Here is a 15,592-nt window from a genome sequence, read left to right on the forward strand (position 1 = left end):
GGCGGGCCTCAGTCCTTGTTTCCGGTCAACGCCTTCGCGTTGGCGGTGAACTCGGCCACCGACGAGCCCGACCGCGCATCCTTGTGATGACTCAGCGCCCGCACGGACACGTCGTGCCCTTCGGCGGCCTTGCGCAATGCGCCCACCGTCGCCTGCTCGCGAGTGATGTGGCTGAACGGGTCGAACGAGTACCAGCGCATCGCGTTCTCGTAGGTCATCTTGTTGATCTCGCCATCGGGGACATCGTTCACCGACAGGACATCCCACAGTTCCTCCGGCGCGCCCGGCCACATCGAGTCGCTGTGCGGGTAGTCGGCCTCCCAGGCGATGTTGTCGATGCCGATCATGTTGCGTAGCGCCACGCCCACCTTGTCGCTGATGAAGCAGGTGAGGAAGTGCTCGCGGAACACCTCGCTGGGGATCTTGCCGCCGAAGTTCTGGTGCGTCCACGTCGAGTGCATCTCGAAAGTCCGGTCCGCGCGCTCCAGGAAGTACGGGATCCACCCGGTGCCACCTTCGGAGAGCGCGATCTTGAGGTCCGGGTACTCCTTGATCGGCCGCGACCACAACAGGTCCGCGGCGGCCTGCACGATGTTCATCGGCTGCAGCGTGATCATCACATCCATCGGCGCGTCGGGCGCGGTGATCGCCAGCCGGCCCGAGGACCCGATGTGGATATTCATCACCGTGTTGGTGTCGCACAATGCTTTCCACAGCGGGTTCCAGTACTCATTGTGAAAACTTGGGTACCCCATCGCGGCGGGGTTCTCGGTGAAGGTCAGCGCGTGCACACCCTTCTTCGCGACGCGGCGCACCTCGGCGGCGCACGCCTCGGCGTCCCAGATCACCGGAATGGCCATCGGGATGAATCGCGCCGGGTAGGCCCCACACCACTCGTCGATGTGCCAGTCGTTGTAGGCCTGCACCAGCGCGACCGAGAAGTCCGGGTCTTCGGTGGCGAACAGCCGCCCGGCAAAGCCCGGAAACGACGGGAAGCAAATCGACGCCAGGATGCCCCCGGCGTTCATGTCCTTGATTCGTTCGTCGACGTTGTAGCAACCGGGCCGAATCTCGTCGAGGCCCTGCGGTTCCAGCCCGTACTCCTCCTTGGGCCGGCCAGCTACCGCATTGAGCGCCACATTCGGGATGACGGTGTCGCGGAACTTCCACATGTCCGAACCGTCGGGGTTGTGCACCAGCCGGGGAGCATCGTCGAGGTACTTGGCCGACAGGTGGTTCTTGAACATGTTCGGCGGCTCCACGGTGTGGTCGTCGACACTGATCAAGATCATGTCCTCTTTGTTCATAGCCGTACCTCTTTCCGCAGTCTTCCTGCCGTCTCCCTGAAGCTCCCGAATATCGGATGCGCGGCCACCGAACGGGCATCGGCGAGCTGCCACCTGCCTCCAGGCCCTCTGTCTGAAAACTATCTTCTCGCGATTCGCGAATCAACATTCAGCAGTTCGCCGCAAGACCCGACCTGCCGCGCCAGACCCGGGGCGGCGACGGCAGGCAGCGGCGCCCGCGTGAGCATTGACCGGCCAGACGAATTGTGCAAGTCTATTACTAATAAATGAGAATGTATTTCTCATAAGTCGAGAGGGCACTGGGACAACGCCGAGAGGAGCCGGCCGGATGCGCCTGCCGCCGCTGCCCGCCGATCAGTGGGACGAGGCTGTCCAGCGCTCACTGTCGGTGATCTTGCCCGCGCAACGCTGCAATCCGCGCGACGCCGGAAACGCGCTGTCGACGTTTGCCAACCACCCCGCGCTGGCCAAGGCGTTTCTGCGGTTCAACACCCACTTGCTGTTCGCCTCCACCCTGCCCGCCCGGGTTCGCGAACTCGCCATCCTGCGGGTCGCGCATCGCCGCGCTTGCGCCTATGAGTGGACCCACCATCTGGCCCTGGCCGAACAGGCCGGCATCAGCGGTGACGAGATAGCCGCGGTTCGCCGGGGCGAGGCCACCGACGACTTCGAACGCGCCGTCTTGACCGGGGTCGACGAACTCGACGAGAACTCCGAACTGTCCGATCAAACCTGGGCGGCACTCGGCAAACACCTCGATGACCGCCAACGCATGGACTACGTCTTCACGGTCGGCTGCTACGCGCTACTGGCCATGGCTTTCAACACTTTTGGCGTGCAGCTCGAAGAGCTGGAACAAGATCGCGCAGAGAGGTAGCAGGACCTTGCCGCACTTCACCAAACCGGCTGCCGGGAGCTGGACGCAAAACTATCCGGAGCTGGGCACCGCGCCGGTCGACTACACGGACTCCATCGACCCGCAGTACTTTGCCGACGAACAGCGGGCGATCTTTCGGCGCACCTGGCTCAACGTCGGCCGCATCGAACGCCTCCCCCGCACCGGTAGCTACTTCACCAAGGAGCTGCCGTCCACCGGAGCCGGCATGTCGGTGATCGTCGTCAAGGGCAAGGACGGCGTGATCCGGGCCTTCCACAACATCTGCCGGCATCGGGGCAACAAGTTGGTGTGGAACGACTTTCCGCATGAGGAGACCGCCGGCACCTGCCGGCAGTTCACCTGCAAATACCACGCTTGGCGCTACGGTCTCGACGGCGAACTGACCTTCATTCAGCAGGAGGACGAGTTCTTCGACGTCGACAAGAGCCAATACGGCCTCAAGTCGGTGCGTTGCGAGGTATGGGAAGGCTTCATCTTCATCAACCTCGACCCAGCCGCAGCACCGCTGTCCGAATACCTGGGTTCGATGGCCAAGGGCCTGCAGGGCTATCCCTTCCACGAAATGACCGAGGTCTATTCCTACCGAGCCGAAGTCGGCAGCAACTGGAAGCTGTTCATCGACGCGTTCGCCGAGTTCTACCACGCCCCGGTGCTGCATCAGGGGCAGTACACCAAAGAGGAAGCCGCCAAGATCATGAAGTACGGGTTCGAGGCCCTGCATTACGAGCTGGCGGGCCCGCACGCGATGATCTCGGTTTGGGGCGGCCAGTCGCCGCCCGCGGACCTGAAGATGGTCAAGCCGATGGACCGGGTGCTGCGCAGCGGCTTGTTCGGTCCGTGGGACCGCCCCGCCCCGATCACCGACCTCGAGGAATCGCCGCCCGGCATCAACCCGACCAAAGCCAAGCAGTGGGGCATCGATTCGTTCCTCTTCTTTCCGAACTTCATGCTGCTGATCTGGGAACCGGGCTGGTATCTGACCTATCACTACTGGCCGACGACGGTTGACAAACACATCTTCGCGACCACGCTGTATTTCGTGCCCCCCAGAAACGCGCGCGAACGATTGGCCCAGGAGTTGGCGGCGGTGACGTTCAAGGAATACGCGCTGCAGGACTCCAACACCTTGGAGGCCACCCAAACGATGATCGGTACCGGGGCAGGGCTCCGGCGTTGTTGATTAGCAGGCTTGTGAGCTGGGGAATTGTGGATTGAGGAGGTCTAGGCGGCGGTTGGCGGTCAAAGCGGTGATCCGGCAGGCTTCGGTGATGTTGTCGGCGCCGTTGAGGCGGTGCAGATTGATCGTGGTGTTGCGTAGCGTTGCTAGGACCTGTGCGCCGTTTCCGGTATGTGCCCTTTGATGGTCTTCGTCGAAGGTGACGTCGCGTATCCAGTGCAGGCTGTTCTCGATTCCCCAGTGTTGACGCATCCAGGTCATGATCGCGGTAGGGCGGGCGTGCTCGAACGGCAGGCTGTAGATGGCATAGACCACCTCCACGCTGCGCTGGTCGGTGGCGGTGATCAAGCGTTCACGAGTGATCCGGATGATTTGTTTTGCGTAGGGGAAGCCGATTCCTCGTGCAGCGGTGATGATTTGCAGGGTGCGGGTCTCGACACGGCCGTGGCCGCGGGAGTCGTCGGTAGCGGCTGTGGGCACCTCGGCCCAGGGCAGCGCGGTGATACGCGCAAGTATTTTGGCTTGGTTGGACTTGACGATCATCAGGTAGTGCGACTTCAAGGTGGCGCAGATCAACTTCGCGGTGACGACCTGGGTATGCATCGCATCCACGGTGACCAGCCACCGCAAGCTACCCGGCAGCAGCGTGAGCAGGGCACGTACGCAGGGAATTTCATTGCTTTTCTCGGCGACAGCGAGTTGACCGAGCACCAATCGGGCACGGTGGGCGAACACCGACACGAGATGCGTGGCTGTCGCTTTGGCGCGTAAAGGCACCACGCAGCATCTTGCCGTCCAACGCGATCGGCACCAATCCACTGGGGTCGCTGCTGGCCACGTGTGCAGTGAAGTAACTGCCCATCCTGGCGTTGAGGTCGGCGGGGTCTAGCCGAGACAAAACAGCGCGGAAGGTCTTCTCACTGGGCCGCCGGAACCGGACCCCTAATTAGGCCAACACATCATCGGGAGCGGTGGCCGCCCATGTGGCAAAACCAGCATAGCCGCGCATCCCCGCGGCAGTGGCCAGAACCGCGATCGCCAACAAAGCCATCAGCGAATACCTCCGACCGCGTGGGTCCCTCGGGTCTGGCACCGAGGCCAACACATCGAGAAACTCCGATCCGATGAGCTCGCTGCGCTCACCAGGACTCCAGCGGTCGAACACCTCTGGAACCGACGACACAGGCAATACTGAAACGGTAGGCACGGGCAACTCCAGACCAACGACGAACAGTAACCAACTCGATCGTTCTCCAGATAGCCCGTGCCTACACTCCGGCCCCAATAGCGCGGCACCAAAGATCATCAACACAGCTCACAAGCCTGCTAATCAACAACGCCGGAGCCCTGGGTACCGGGGTCGTCAAGGACTTTCCACTGTGCGATCAGGAAATCCTGCTCCGACATCTACACAAGATGACCGGCGACTACGTAAAGGAATACCGCAACAATGGCCACGCCAAATAAGCTGCCCGCCCAGTTCGCCGACCTCGAGCCGTACCTGGATTGGGACCTGGCCACCGAGCCGCAACGTTATGCCAAGCGCCTGGCCTCATCCATGTCGCAGATGCAGGGCTTCTACGACACCGCCTTTCCCCGGCTGGAAGACGTGATCGCCTACTGCGACCAGTTCCCGTTGGCCGAATTGCCGGAGGACGCGCGAACACTCATGCACATGATGCAGTCGCTGGTCATGGTGTCGTTTCCGGTAGAGGCGTGGAAGCAGCCCCGGGTCCCCGACAGCGGCGCCGCCTGGGTCGAGCTGATCAGGGAACCGGTGGTTTGACCGGTGCTCACGCTCAAGGCTGCCGGACTGCTTGACGTCGACGCCGGCGAAATCCTGGCGCCGGCCGTCGTGCGCGTCGAAGGCGACCGGATTGCCGGTGTCGGCGGGGACCCCGAGGGCGACGTAATCGACCTCGGCGACCAGATCCTGTTACCCGGGCTGATGGACATGGAGGTCAACCTGCTGATGGGCGGGCGCGGCGAGAAGCCCGGCCTGTCCCAGGTCCAGGATGACCCGCCGACTCGGATGCTGCGCGCCGTCGGAAACGCCCGCCGCACGCTACGCGCCGGGTTCACCACGGTGCGCAACCTGGGGCTATTCGTCAAGACCGGCGGCTACCTCCTCGATGTCGCGCTGGGCAAGGCCATCGATGCCGGCTGGATCGACGGCCCACGAATCGTGCCGGCCGGACACGCCATCACCCCTACCGGCGGGCATCTGGACCCCACCATGTTCGCCGCGTTCGCCCCACATGTGCTGGAGCTGACGATCGAGGAAGGCATCGCCAACGGCGTTGACTAGATCCGCAAGGCGGTGCGATACCAGATCAAACACGGCGCCCAGCTGATCAAGGTGTGCTGTTCGGGCGGGGTGATGTCGCTAACGGGACCGCCAGGTGCACAACACTATTCCGACGAAGAACTACGCGCCATCGTCGACGAGGCACACCGGCGGGGGTTGCGCGTCGCCGCGCACACGCACGGCGCCGACGCCGTCAAGCACGCGGTCATCGCCGGCATCGACTGCATCGACTGCATCGACTGCATCGAGCACGGATTCCTGGTCGACGACGAGGCGATCGCGATGATGGTCGAGCACGGCACGTTCCTGGTGAGCACCAGGCGCCTGGCCGATGCCGATGCGATGGACATCTCGCACGCTCCACCCGAGCTGCAGGCCAAGGCGGCCGAGATGTTCCCGAGGTCGTGTGAGTCGATACTGGCCGCCTATCAAGCCGGCGTGAAGATCGCGATCGGTACCGATGCTCCGGCAATACCGCACGGGCGCAACGCCGATGAGCTCGTCACGCTTGTGCATTGGGGGATGTCGCCGCTGGCCGTGCTGCGGGCGGCCACAGTGACCGCGGCAGAGCTGATCAACGTCACCGATCGCGGTCGGCTCGCGGCGGGCCAGCTCGCCGACATCATCGCCGTTGCGGGAAATCCGTTGGATGACATCACAGTTACCCGCAACGTCGGCTTTGTCATGAAAGGCGGCAAGGTTTATGTCCACCAAGACTGACGACCTGGTCGAGATTCAGCAGTTGTTGGCCCGGTACGCGGTGACCATCACCCAGAACGATATCGAGGGCCTGGTAGCCGTTTTCACCCCGGACGGAACCTACAGCGCCTTCGGCGACACCTATGGCCTCGATCGGTTCCCGGACCTGGTGGCCGCCGCGCCAAAAGGCTTGTTTCTCACGGCAACCGCGGTCATCGAGCTAGCCGGTGATTCGGCCACCGGCACCCAACCACTTTGCTTCATCGAACATGCCACCCATGACATGCGTATCGGTTACTACCGCGACACGTATGCCCGCACCGCCGATGGCTGGCGGCTGAAAACCCGGGCAATGACCTTCATTCGCCGCAGCGGCGTGCACGATTCGGGACGTCCGCATGCCGTCGGCCGTCCGCAACCGTGACCGTCGATATCGGGCGGTTCCGGGCGGATCTGCGCACCTGGCTCGACGATAATGACTTGACCCCCGGACCCGACCATTCGTTGCGGGGCCACATGCAGCAATTGGCCCGAGTGCACGGCGCGCTGTATGAAGCCGGCTGGATGCGTTACGGCTGGCCCACCGAAGTCGGCGGGCTCGGTGGACCGGCGCTGCTGCGCGCGATCGTCGGTGAGGAGGTGGTCGGGCGCCGGCTGGCCGAACCCGGCCCCTACTCCATGGCCGAGGTGCTGGCACCGACGCTGATCGACTACGCACCCAAAGGGTTGGCGGCGGACATGGTGCCGCGGCTGCTCAGCGGTCGCGAGCAATGGTGTCAGGGATTCTCCGAACCGGGGTCGGGCAGCGACCTGGCATCGCTGTCCACCCGCGCGACCCCTCGCGGCGACGATTGGATCATCAACGGGCAGAAGGTGTGGACCAGCTTCGCGCAGTTCTGCACGCGTTGCATTCTGCTCACCCGTACCGCGCCTGGGCATGACGGGATCACCGCGTTCTTTGTCGATCTGGACACGCCGGGGATCACCGTACGGCCGTTGCGCACCATGCACGGGGTCGACGAATTCTGCGAGGTGTACTACGACGACGTGGTGATCCCGTCCGGCCGGATGCTCGGCCGGCCCGGTGATGGCTGGCGGCTGGCAATGGACCTGCTCCCCTATGAACGCTCCACCTGCTTTTGGCAGCGCATCGCCTATCTGTATTCCCGGCTCGACGAACTCATCACCGACACCGCTGCCACCAGCTCTGCACTCGACGAGTTCGACCTTGGTGCGGCATATCTGGGACTGCATACCCTGCGCTGCCGTTCCCGTGACACACAGCACCGCCTGGCCGGCGGCTCGCGACTCGGGCCGGATACTTCGATAGACAAGGTGCTCTTGGCGACCGCCGAGCAACGCCTCTACGACACCGTCCGCGACCTGCTGCCGGCAACGCTGGAACTCGACGACACCCCGTGGCGCCCGGAATACCTCTATTCACGTGCGGCCACCATCTATGGCGGGACCGCCGAAATCCAGCGCAACATCATCGCGCGCCGGCTGCTCGGATTGGGCAGCGAGAGATGAGCGCGAGATAGCGAGGACCAGTGGATCTCACCGACCCCGAATCGCTGCGACTGCTGGCGGACTCGCTGAAAACCGTAGTCACACAGAACCCGTCGCCGTCGGGCGCCGGGCTGGATGCGGCGTTGCAGGCCCTCGGCTGGCTCGACATGCTCGACGAGATTCCCGGCACTGCCGTTCCCTTGGTGTTCGCCATGCTCGGCGAGAATGGTGTGCATGCGCCGCTCGTCAATGACGTCGTGGCGCGCGCCGCCGGCTGCCCGGGTGGCGGCACCGTGCCGCTACCGTTTGCGGGCGGATCCTGGGTGATCTGGTCGCGCGGCGATCAGGCCGGTTCCGTGTTGGATGGTGAACTACCGATACTCCGGGTGGAACCGGCCGATCCGCTGCCACCCGCCGCACTGGCCGCGGGCCGAAGCGCGGTGGGCTGGTGGCTGGCCGGCGCCAGCCGGGCCATGCTGGAGCTGGCCCGCCGGCATGCACTGGACCGAAACCAGTTCGGGCACCCCATCGCCGCGTTTCAGGCGGTCCGGCACCGGCTGGCCGAGGCGCTGGTCGCGATCGAAGGCGCCGAAGCGACCCTTCGGGCCGCCACGGACCAGCCTGACGAATTGGCCTGTCTGCTGGCCAAAGCCGCGGCCGGCCAGGCCGCACTGACCACCGCCCGCCATTGCCAGCAGGTGCTTGCCGGCATCGGCTTCACCGCGGAACATCAGCTGCATCACCACGTCAAGCGGTCCCTGGTGCTCGATGGGCTGCTCGGCAGTTCGCGCGAGCTCACCCGCGAGGCGGGTGCGGTCTTGCGGACCAAGGGATTTGCTCCCCGGCTAGCTCAACTCTGATTTCTCCGACAGCAACCGCGATGCCGAGCTACCAACGTTACGGCTGGTCAGTGGAATCGGCTTAGGTGGCAGCAGCGGCGATCACCGGCTGTGGCCCGACCCCGGGCCCACCCCACGACTGGCCCCGCCCCTAGTGTTCTGCGCCGAACTGTCCGGACAGCCGGCCGTGGCGCTCTGCCGAATCCTGGTTCAGGCCAATGATTTCGACACATCGGCCCTTGGCGTGGTATTTGGTGATGATGGCGTCGAGTGCGGCCACGGTGGAGGCATCCCAGATGTGGGACTGCGACATGTCGATCACCACGTTATCCGGGTCGTCGACGTAATTGAATTGGTAAACCAAGTCGTTGCTCGAGGCGAAGAACAATTCGCCGCTGACTCGGTAGACCACCGTCTCAGCGGCACTGCCGGTGTCTGATTCGACGATTCTTTCCACCGTCATGAAGTGAGCAACACGCCGCGCAAAGAGCACCATCGCGGTCAAGACACCGGCAACGACGCCGTAAGCGAGGTTGTGGGTTGCCACGGTGACCACCACGGTGGCGAGCATGACCAGCGTTTCGCTGCGCGGCATCCGCCGTAGCGTCGCGGGGGCAATGCTGTGCCAGTCCATCGTGCCGACCGAGACCATGATCATCACCGCGACCAGTGCCGCCATCGGAATGAGCGCGACCACGTCGCCGAGGCCGACGACAAGGCCCAACAGGAACAGGCCGGCGAGGAAGGTGGAGATCCGGGTGCGAGCACCGGAGACCTTCACGTTGATCATGGTCTGGCCGATCATTGCGCAGCCGCCCATTCCGCCGAAGAAGCCCGTGACAACGTTGGCAACGCCCTGCCCCCAGGCCTCCCGGGTCTTGTTGCTGTGGGTGTCGGTGATGTCGTCAACGAGCTTGGCCGTCAGCAACGATTCCAGCAACCCGACCAATGCCATTGCCAGCGCATACGGGCCGATGATGGACAGGGTTTCCAGTGCGAACGGGACGTGGGGCACCAATAGGGTCGGCAGGCTGGACGGCAACTGGCCTTCGTCGCCGACGTTGAGAATCTCGACGGAGAACGCGACCGCGGCGGCCGTCAAGACCACGATCGCGACCAAAGGAGCTGGGACAACGGTGGTCAGTTTTGGCAGGAACACCATCAACAGCAAACCAACGATGACAAATGGATAGACCACCGCCGGCACCCCCAGTAGGTGGGGCACCTGTGAGAGGAATATCAAGATCGCGAGCGCATTGACGAAGCCGACCATCACGCTGCGTGGGATGAACCGCATCAACCGAGCGACCCCCAGCAAGCTGAGCGTGATCTGCACAAGGCCCGCCAAGATCACCGCGGCGATGAAGTAGTCGGCCCCGTGTTCACGCGCCAGCGGCGCGATCACCAACGCAATGGCGCCGGTGGCCGCGGAAATCATGGCCGGGCGCCCGCCCACCACAGCGATGGTCACCGCCATGGTGAAAGAGGCGAAAAGCCCCACCCGAGGGTCCACCCCGGCGATGATCGAAAAGGAGATTGCTTCAGGGATCAGCGCCAGCGCAACCACCAAACCGGCGAGCACCTCGGTCCGCTAGACGAGTCGGCGAACGCAGTGCGGCCAGCACCGCGGTACTGGGATCGCCCGCCTCGCGAATCGTTGGGACAGCCGAAACCTGTTGGGAAGACAAAGCACTCCGTTCAACTCGCGCGTAGCCAAGGGCCCGGCGCGGCGCGAAGATCGATTTGGGCGGCAGACGCGTCGACGCACCAATGCGGACGACCGGCCGAGAGGACTCGGATCGGCCCACTGCCGGACTGGATCCTACCCTTTCCCGAGGGGAGAGTTGGAATTTCGTGGGCTAGATCACGGCGCCACCAGATCGGGCCCAGCCACCGGGTCGGCGGCTAAATCGGTTCATACACAGCCATTTTCGGGACAAACGTAGCCATGAATTCCGGCATGCCGATGTGAGGCGAGCCGATACCGCCTAACCGCGCGGCAGCCCGAGTATCCGTTCAGCGATGATGTTGCGCTGAATTTCAGAGGTGCCTCCGGCGATGGTGCCGGCGAAGCTACGCGCGTAGCGGTCGAACCAGCTGCCATGGTGGTTGTCCAGGTTCAACGCAGCGATGGGTGCCGTGATCGAGGGGTGCACCAGACCGTCGCCGCCTGCCGAGTCGAGCGCATCTTCGCAGGCACGCTGCAAAGCCTCCGAGCCCAGCAGCTTGAGCACCGACTGCGCGGGCACATCCTCCTGTCCACGCGCCGCCGAGGCCAGTGTCGCGGACCCGAGCAGTCGCATCGCCTGGGTATCCATCACCAACGTGGCGTAGTGATCCCGTTGCAGCACGCCCGCTGGAGTGAAATCGGTTGCCAATTCGCCCAACAGGTTGGCATATCCCAGCCACAGCATCGTCCGTTCGTGCCCAAGGGAGCCGGTCGCCACCCAGGGCTCCGGCGTTGTTGATTAGCAGGCTTGTGAGCTGGGTTGATGATCTTTGGTGCCGCGCTATTGGGGCCTGAGTGTAGGCACGGGCTATCTGGAGAACGATCGAGTTGGTTACTGTTCGTCGTTGGTCTGGAGTTGCCCGTGCCTACCGTTTCAGTATTGCCTGTGTCGTCGGTTCCAGAGGTGTTCGACCGCTGGAGTCCTGGTGAGCGCAGCGAGCTCATCGGATCGGAGTTTCTCGATGTGTTGGCCTCGGTGCCAGACCCGAGGGACCCACGCGGTCGGAGGTATTCGCTGATGGCTTTGTTGGCGATCGCGGTTCTGGCCACTGCCGCGGGGATGCGCGGCTATGCTGGTTTTGCCACATGGGCGGCCACCGCTCCCGATGATGTGTTGGCCCAATTAGGGGTCCGGTTCCGGCGGCCCAGTGAGAAGACCTTCCGCGCTGTTTTGTCTCGGCTAGACCCCGCCGACCTCAACGCCAGGATGGGCAGTTACTTCACTGCACACGTGGCCAGCAGCGACCCCAGTGGATTGGTGCCGATCGCGTTGGACGGCAAGATGCTGCGTGGTGCCTTTACGCGCCAAAGCGACAGCCACGCATCTCGTGTCGGTGTTCGCCCACCGTGCCCGATTGGTGCTCGGTCAACTCGCTGTCGCCGAGAAAAGCAATGAAATTCCCTGCGTACGTGCCCTGCTCACGCTGCTGCCGGGTAGCTTGCGGTGGCTGGTCACCGTGGATGCGATGCATACCCAGGTCGTCACCGCGAAGTTGATCTGCGCCACCTTGAAGTCGCACTACCTGATGATCGTCAAGTCCAACCAAGCCAAAATACTTGCGCGTATCACCGCGCTGCCCTGGGCCGAGGTGCCCGCAGCCGCTACCGACGACTCCCGCGGCCACGGCCGTGTCGAGACCCGCACCCTGCAAATCATCACCGCTGCACGAGGAATCGGCTTCCCCTACGCAAAACAAATCATCCGGATCACTCGTGAACGCTTGATCACCGCCACCGACCAGCGCAGCGTGGAGGTGGTCTATGCCATCTGCAGCCTGCCGTTCGAGCACGCCCGCCCTACCGCGATCATGACCTGGATGCGTCAACACTGGGGAATCGAGAACAGCCTGCACTGGATACGCGACGTCACCTTCGACGAAGACCATCAAAGGGCACATACCGGAAACGGCGCACAGGTCCTAGCAACGCTACGCAACACCGCCATCAATCTGCACCGCCTCAACGGCGCCGACAACATCGCCGAAGCCTGCCGGATCACCGCTTTGACCGCCAACCGCCGCCTAGACCTCCTCAATCCACAATTCCCCAGCTCACAAGCCTGCTAATCAACAACGCCGCAGCCCTGGGTCGCCACCCGCCACCCGCCGTTGAGCTCACCCACCAGGTTCTCGGCCGGCACCGCTGCGTCGGTGAAAAACACCTCATTGAAGTCGACATCGTCGTGGTCGCACACCGACGCGAATGGCCACCGCACCACGCCGGGAGTGTCCGTCGGAATCAGCAAAGCGCTGATTCCCTTGTGCTTTGGGGCGTCAGGATCGGTACGCACGAACGTCAGCAGCACATCGGCGTCATGGGCACCTGATGTCCACACCTTCTGCCCATTGACCACAAAACGGTCACCCTCGCCGTCGCGGTAGCGCACTGCCCGCGTCTTCAACGACGCCAGATCCGAGCCCGCACCCGGCTCGCTCATACCCAACGACGCGGTCATCTCCGCCCGCAGGATCGGCACTGCCCAGCGCCGCTTCTGCTCCGGCGTTCCGAACGACAGCAGCGACTCCGCAATGATGCCCACGCCTTGTGGGTTGAAACTGCGATAAAGGCGGCGCCGGGCCAACTCCTGCAGATGCACGTACTGCTGCAGCAGTGAGGCATTGCGACCACCGAACTCCGGCGGATTGCCCGGGATCAACCACCCGTTGTCGAACAACAAGCGTTGCCACCGCCGCGCCCACTCCGGCACGTGCGAGCAGGACCGCGGCCGCTCCATCCCTGCCGCCTGATCGCGCAAATTCCGGTCCAGAAACGAGATGAATTCGTCGCGGAAGGCCTCGACGTCGGCATCAAAGGTCAGCTGCACAGAACTCCTCGCCGCCCACTGAAGTTGATTCTGCTTCCCAAACACGTGCGCAAGAGAATAGTATTCTCTTGCAAAGGAAGTTACAATCTCCTGTACACCGTCCGTGAGGAGGTCGAGCGCAGCGATGGCACGGCGTTCTCCGGTACAGTCCAATCATGTTTTCTCCTCGCGGCAATCATCTGAGCCGCCCGTGACGAACCCGAGCGAAGAACCCGCGTGGAAGCAGCGCGCCGTCGAGCGGTCGATCAAGACCGCGAAACTGCGAGCGGCGCAGCGCGTTCAGCGTTTCCTGGACGCCGCACAGGCCATCATCATCGAAAAGGGCAGCACAGACTTCACCGTGCAGGAAGTCGTGGACCGGTCACGGCAGTCACTGCGCAGCTTCTACCTGCAGTTCGACGGCAAACACGAGCTATTGCTGGCGCTCTTCGAGGACGCACTGAGCCGGTCCGCCGACCAGATCCGCGCCGCCACCGAAACCCACGCGGATCCGCTGGAGCGACTGAAAGTGGCGGTCGAGCTCTTGTATGAGGCGTCGCGCCCCGACCCGACAGCCAAGCGACCACTGTTTACCGACTTCGCGCCGCGCCTGTTGGTAAGCCACCCGACCGAGGTCAAAGTCGCGCGCGCACCGCTAGTGGCGTTGCTCACCGAGCTGATGGAGGCCGCGGCTGAGGCCGGCGAACTGCGAGAAGACCTCAACCCGAGACGGATAGCCGCCATGACCATGCAGACGGTCATGTTCATCGCACAGTCCAGCGGCGGCACCGACGACGCGACGACCCACCCCATCACCGCAGATGAGGTATGGGATTTCTGTTCACGCGGATTCGCCGCCTCCTAACACCACCCGAACAGACCTGCCCGAGTCACCGGCCCGCTTCGTCCGCCGGTGATAATGCCCGCGCGCGTTGAATCAACGCCTAACGAGAACGCTATTATCTTCATATAAGAACTGCGATTAGCTAAAACGGATTCCTCGTTGACACTCGTTGGCGGGTGATGACAGAGTTCAGGTGCCGCACGACTCGTGTTGCACGGGCGAACGGGCAAGCACGTTCCTTCGGGAGGCGACATGGGTGACAGTGACCGCAGCGAGTGACGTCTACTTCGACCCGTACGACGTAGAGCTCAACGCGGACCCCTACCCAATGTTCCGCCGGCTCCGCGAAAAGGCGCCGCTGTACTACAACGCGCAGCACGGCTTCTACGCGCTGAGCAGGTTCGCCGATGTCGACCGGGCCATCGTCGACTATCAAACGTTCAGTTCGGCCAGGGGGGCAATCCTCGAGATCATCAAGGCCAACATCGACATCCCCGCGGGCGTACTCGTCTTCGAGGATCCGCCGGTCCACGACGTTCACCGTAAGTTGTTGTCGCGCATGTTCACCCCGCGCAAGATCAATGATCTAGAACCCAAAATCCGCGAATTCTGCGCGCGCAGTTTGGATCCCTTGATCGGCAGCGGCAGGTTCGACTTCGTCGCCGATCTCGGCGCCCAGATGCCGATGCGCGTCATCGGCATGCTGCTGGGCGTCCCGGAGGAGGACCAGGAAGCCGCCCGCGATTTCGCCACTGCCCAGCTACGCACCGAGGCCGGAAAACCGATGAAGGCCTCCGCCGACGGCATGGTCAGCGGCGACTTCTTCGCCCACTACATCGATTGGCGCGCCGAGCATCCCTCCAGCGACATCATGACCGAACTTCTCAACGCCGAATTCGAGGACGAGACCGGGACCGTGCGTCGACTCAGACGCGATGAACTTCTCACCTATGTCAGTGTGGTGTCCGGAGCGGGCAACGAGACCACCACCCGGCTGATCGGTTGGGCCGGCAAGGTATTGGCTGAGCATCCAGATCAGCGCCGAGCACTGGTCGAGGACCCGTCGCTGATTCCGCAGGCGGTTGAGGAACTGCTGCGCTACGAGGCACCCGCACCACACGTGGCCCGGTACGTGACCCGCGATCTACGGTACTACGGCCAATCGGTGCCCGAAGGCAGCATCATGATGATGCTGATCGGGGCGGCCAACCGCGATCATCGCCAATTCCGTCCGGACGGTGATGTTTTCAATATCCGGCGCGAGCCACACCAACACTTGACCTTCAGCGTCGGAACCCACTACTGCCTGGGCTCGGCGCTGGCACGGCTGGAAGGCCGGATCGCGCTCGAGGAGATCCTCAAGCGCTTCCCCGAATGGGATGTCGACCTTGGTAACGCCAAGCTCTCCCCGACCTCCACCGTACGAGGCTGGGAGAGCATGCCGGCCGTCTTCGATTGAGCCACCCCCACCTGAGGAAG

9 protein-coding genes and 6 pseudogenes are annotated in these 15,592 nt (G+C 63.4%); 10 read left to right on the forward strand and 5 right to left on the reverse strand.

The window, feature by feature from the left end:
• Positions 1-8: 8 nt before the first annotated feature.
• Complete coding sequence (locus CKW46_RS26045; protein ID WP_015357173.1) at positions 9-1,307, reverse strand: amidohydrolase family protein; 1,299 nt, start codon at positions 1,305-1,307, stop codon at positions 9-11.
• A gap of 328 nt (positions 1,308-1,635) precedes the next feature.
• On the opposite strand from CKW46_RS26045, the gene CKW46_RS26050 reads away from it, so the two are divergent.
• Together CKW46_RS26050 and CKW46_RS26055 are read left to right on the forward strand one after the other, a co-directional pair.
• The gene (locus CKW46_RS26050) at positions 1,636-2,184 is read left to right on the forward strand and encodes a carboxymuconolactone decarboxylase family protein (protein WP_117436078.1); all 549 of its coding nucleotides are present in this window, start codon (positions 1,636-1,638) and stop codon (positions 2,182-2,184) included.
• Between the two features lie 7 nt (positions 2,185-2,191).
• Positions 2,192-3,385, forward strand: a complete 1,194-nt coding sequence (locus CKW46_RS26055; protein ID WP_482052572.1) for an aromatic ring-hydroxylating oxygenase subunit alpha — start codon at positions 2,192-2,194, stop codon at positions 3,383-3,385.
• Here the strand turns inward: CKW46_RS26055 and CKW46_RS26060 are convergent.
• A pseudogene (locus CKW46_RS26060) lies at positions 3,386-4,589 on the reverse strand (ISAs1-like element IS2404/ISMul1 family transposase). It abuts the gene before it with no gap.
• 243 nt (positions 4,590-4,832) lie between these two features.
• Here CKW46_RS26060 and CKW46_RS26065 point away from each other — a divergent pair.
• The 5 genes and pseudogenes from CKW46_RS26065 to CKW46_RS26085 all read left to right on the forward strand — a co-directional run bounded on the left by CKW46_RS26065 (position 4,833) and on the right by CKW46_RS26085 (position 8,758).
• Positions 4,833-5,168: a hypothetical protein gene (locus tag CKW46_RS26065; RefSeq protein ID WP_015357176.1), complete on the forward strand. Its 336-nt coding sequence runs from the start codon at positions 4,833-4,835 to the stop codon at positions 5,166-5,168.
• A gap of 3 nt (positions 5,169-5,171) precedes the next feature.
• Positions 5,172-6,410, forward strand: a pseudogene (locus CKW46_RS26070) (metal-dependent hydrolase family protein).
• Complete coding sequence (locus tag CKW46_RS26075; RefSeq protein ID WP_015357178.1) at positions 6,394-6,813, forward strand: nuclear transport factor 2 family protein; 420 nt, start codon at positions 6,394-6,396, stop codon at positions 6,811-6,813. The pseudogene CKW46_RS26070 and the gene CKW46_RS26075 overlap by 17 nt, the downstream one beginning before the upstream one ends.
• Entirely contained in the window at positions 6,810-7,919 is a 1,110-nt protein-coding gene (locus CKW46_RS26080) for an acyl-CoA dehydrogenase family protein (RefSeq protein WP_015357179.1), read from the forward strand. The genes CKW46_RS26075 and CKW46_RS26080 overlap by 4 nt, the downstream gene beginning before the upstream one ends.
• A gap of 20 nt (positions 7,920-7,939) precedes the next feature.
• Complete coding sequence (locus CKW46_RS26085) at positions 7,940-8,758, forward strand: acyl-CoA dehydrogenase family protein (RefSeq protein WP_094358355.1); 819 nt, start codon at positions 7,940-7,942, stop codon at positions 8,756-8,758.
• 130 nt (positions 8,759-8,888) lie between these two features.
• Here CKW46_RS26085 and CKW46_RS26090 read toward each other — a convergent pair.
• Positions 8,889-10,425, reverse strand: a pseudogene (locus CKW46_RS26090) (SulP family inorganic anion transporter).
• Between the two features lie 300 nt (positions 10,426-10,725).
• Positions 10,726-11,193 (reverse strand): annotated as a pseudogene (locus CKW46_RS26095) (acyl-CoA dehydrogenase family protein); the annotation flags it as partial.
• A gap of 135 nt (positions 11,194-11,328) precedes the next feature.
• Between CKW46_RS26095 and CKW46_RS26100 the strand changes: the two are divergent.
• Positions 11,329-12,532 (forward strand): annotated as a pseudogene (locus CKW46_RS26100) (ISAs1-like element IS2404/ISMul1 family transposase).
• Positions 12,533-12,540: 8 nt separating this feature from the next.
• On the opposite strand, the pseudogene CKW46_RS26105 reads toward CKW46_RS26100, so the two are convergent.
• Positions 12,541-13,290 (reverse strand): annotated as a pseudogene (locus CKW46_RS26105) (acyl-CoA dehydrogenase family protein); the annotation flags it as partial.
• A 190-nt stretch (positions 13,291-13,480) separates the two neighbouring features.
• Between CKW46_RS26105 and CKW46_RS26110 the strand changes: the two are divergent.
• Together CKW46_RS26110 and CKW46_RS26115 are read left to right on the forward strand one after the other, a co-directional pair.
• Positions 13,481-14,134: a TetR/AcrR family transcriptional regulator gene (locus tag CKW46_RS26110; RefSeq protein WP_117435929.1), complete on the forward strand. Its 654-nt coding sequence runs from the start codon at positions 13,481-13,483 to the stop codon at positions 14,132-14,134.
• Between the two features lie 235 nt (positions 14,135-14,369).
• Complete coding sequence (locus CKW46_RS26115) at positions 14,370-15,572, forward strand: cytochrome P450 (RefSeq protein WP_015357184.1); 1,203 nt, start codon at positions 14,370-14,372, stop codon at positions 15,570-15,572.
• Positions 15,573-15,592 lie beyond the last annotated feature (20 nt).

Origin of the sequence: Mycobacterium liflandii (assembly GCF_022354805.1) — a bacterium.
Taxonomy (GTDB): domain Bacteria; phylum Actinomycetota; class Actinomycetes; order Mycobacteriales; family Mycobacteriaceae; genus Mycobacterium; species Mycobacterium marinum.

Excerpts from the sequence above, each read along its gene's own strand:
- CKW46_RS26075 (WP_015357178.1), top strand. The coding sequence starts at position 6,394 with ATGTCCACCAAGACTGACGACCTGGTCGAGATTCAGCAGTTGTTGGCC.
- CKW46_RS26045 (WP_015357173.1), bottom strand. The coding sequence starts at position 1,307 with ATGAACAAAGAGGACATGATCTTGATCAGTGTCGACGACCACACCGTG.
- CKW46_RS26050 (WP_117436078.1), top strand. The coding sequence starts at position 1,636 with ATGCGCCTGCCGCCGCTGCCCGCCGATCAGTGGGACGAGGCTGTCCAG.
- CKW46_RS26065 (WP_015357176.1), top strand. The coding sequence starts at position 4,833 with ATGGCCACGCCAAATAAGCTGCCCGCCCAGTTCGCCGACCTCGAGCCG.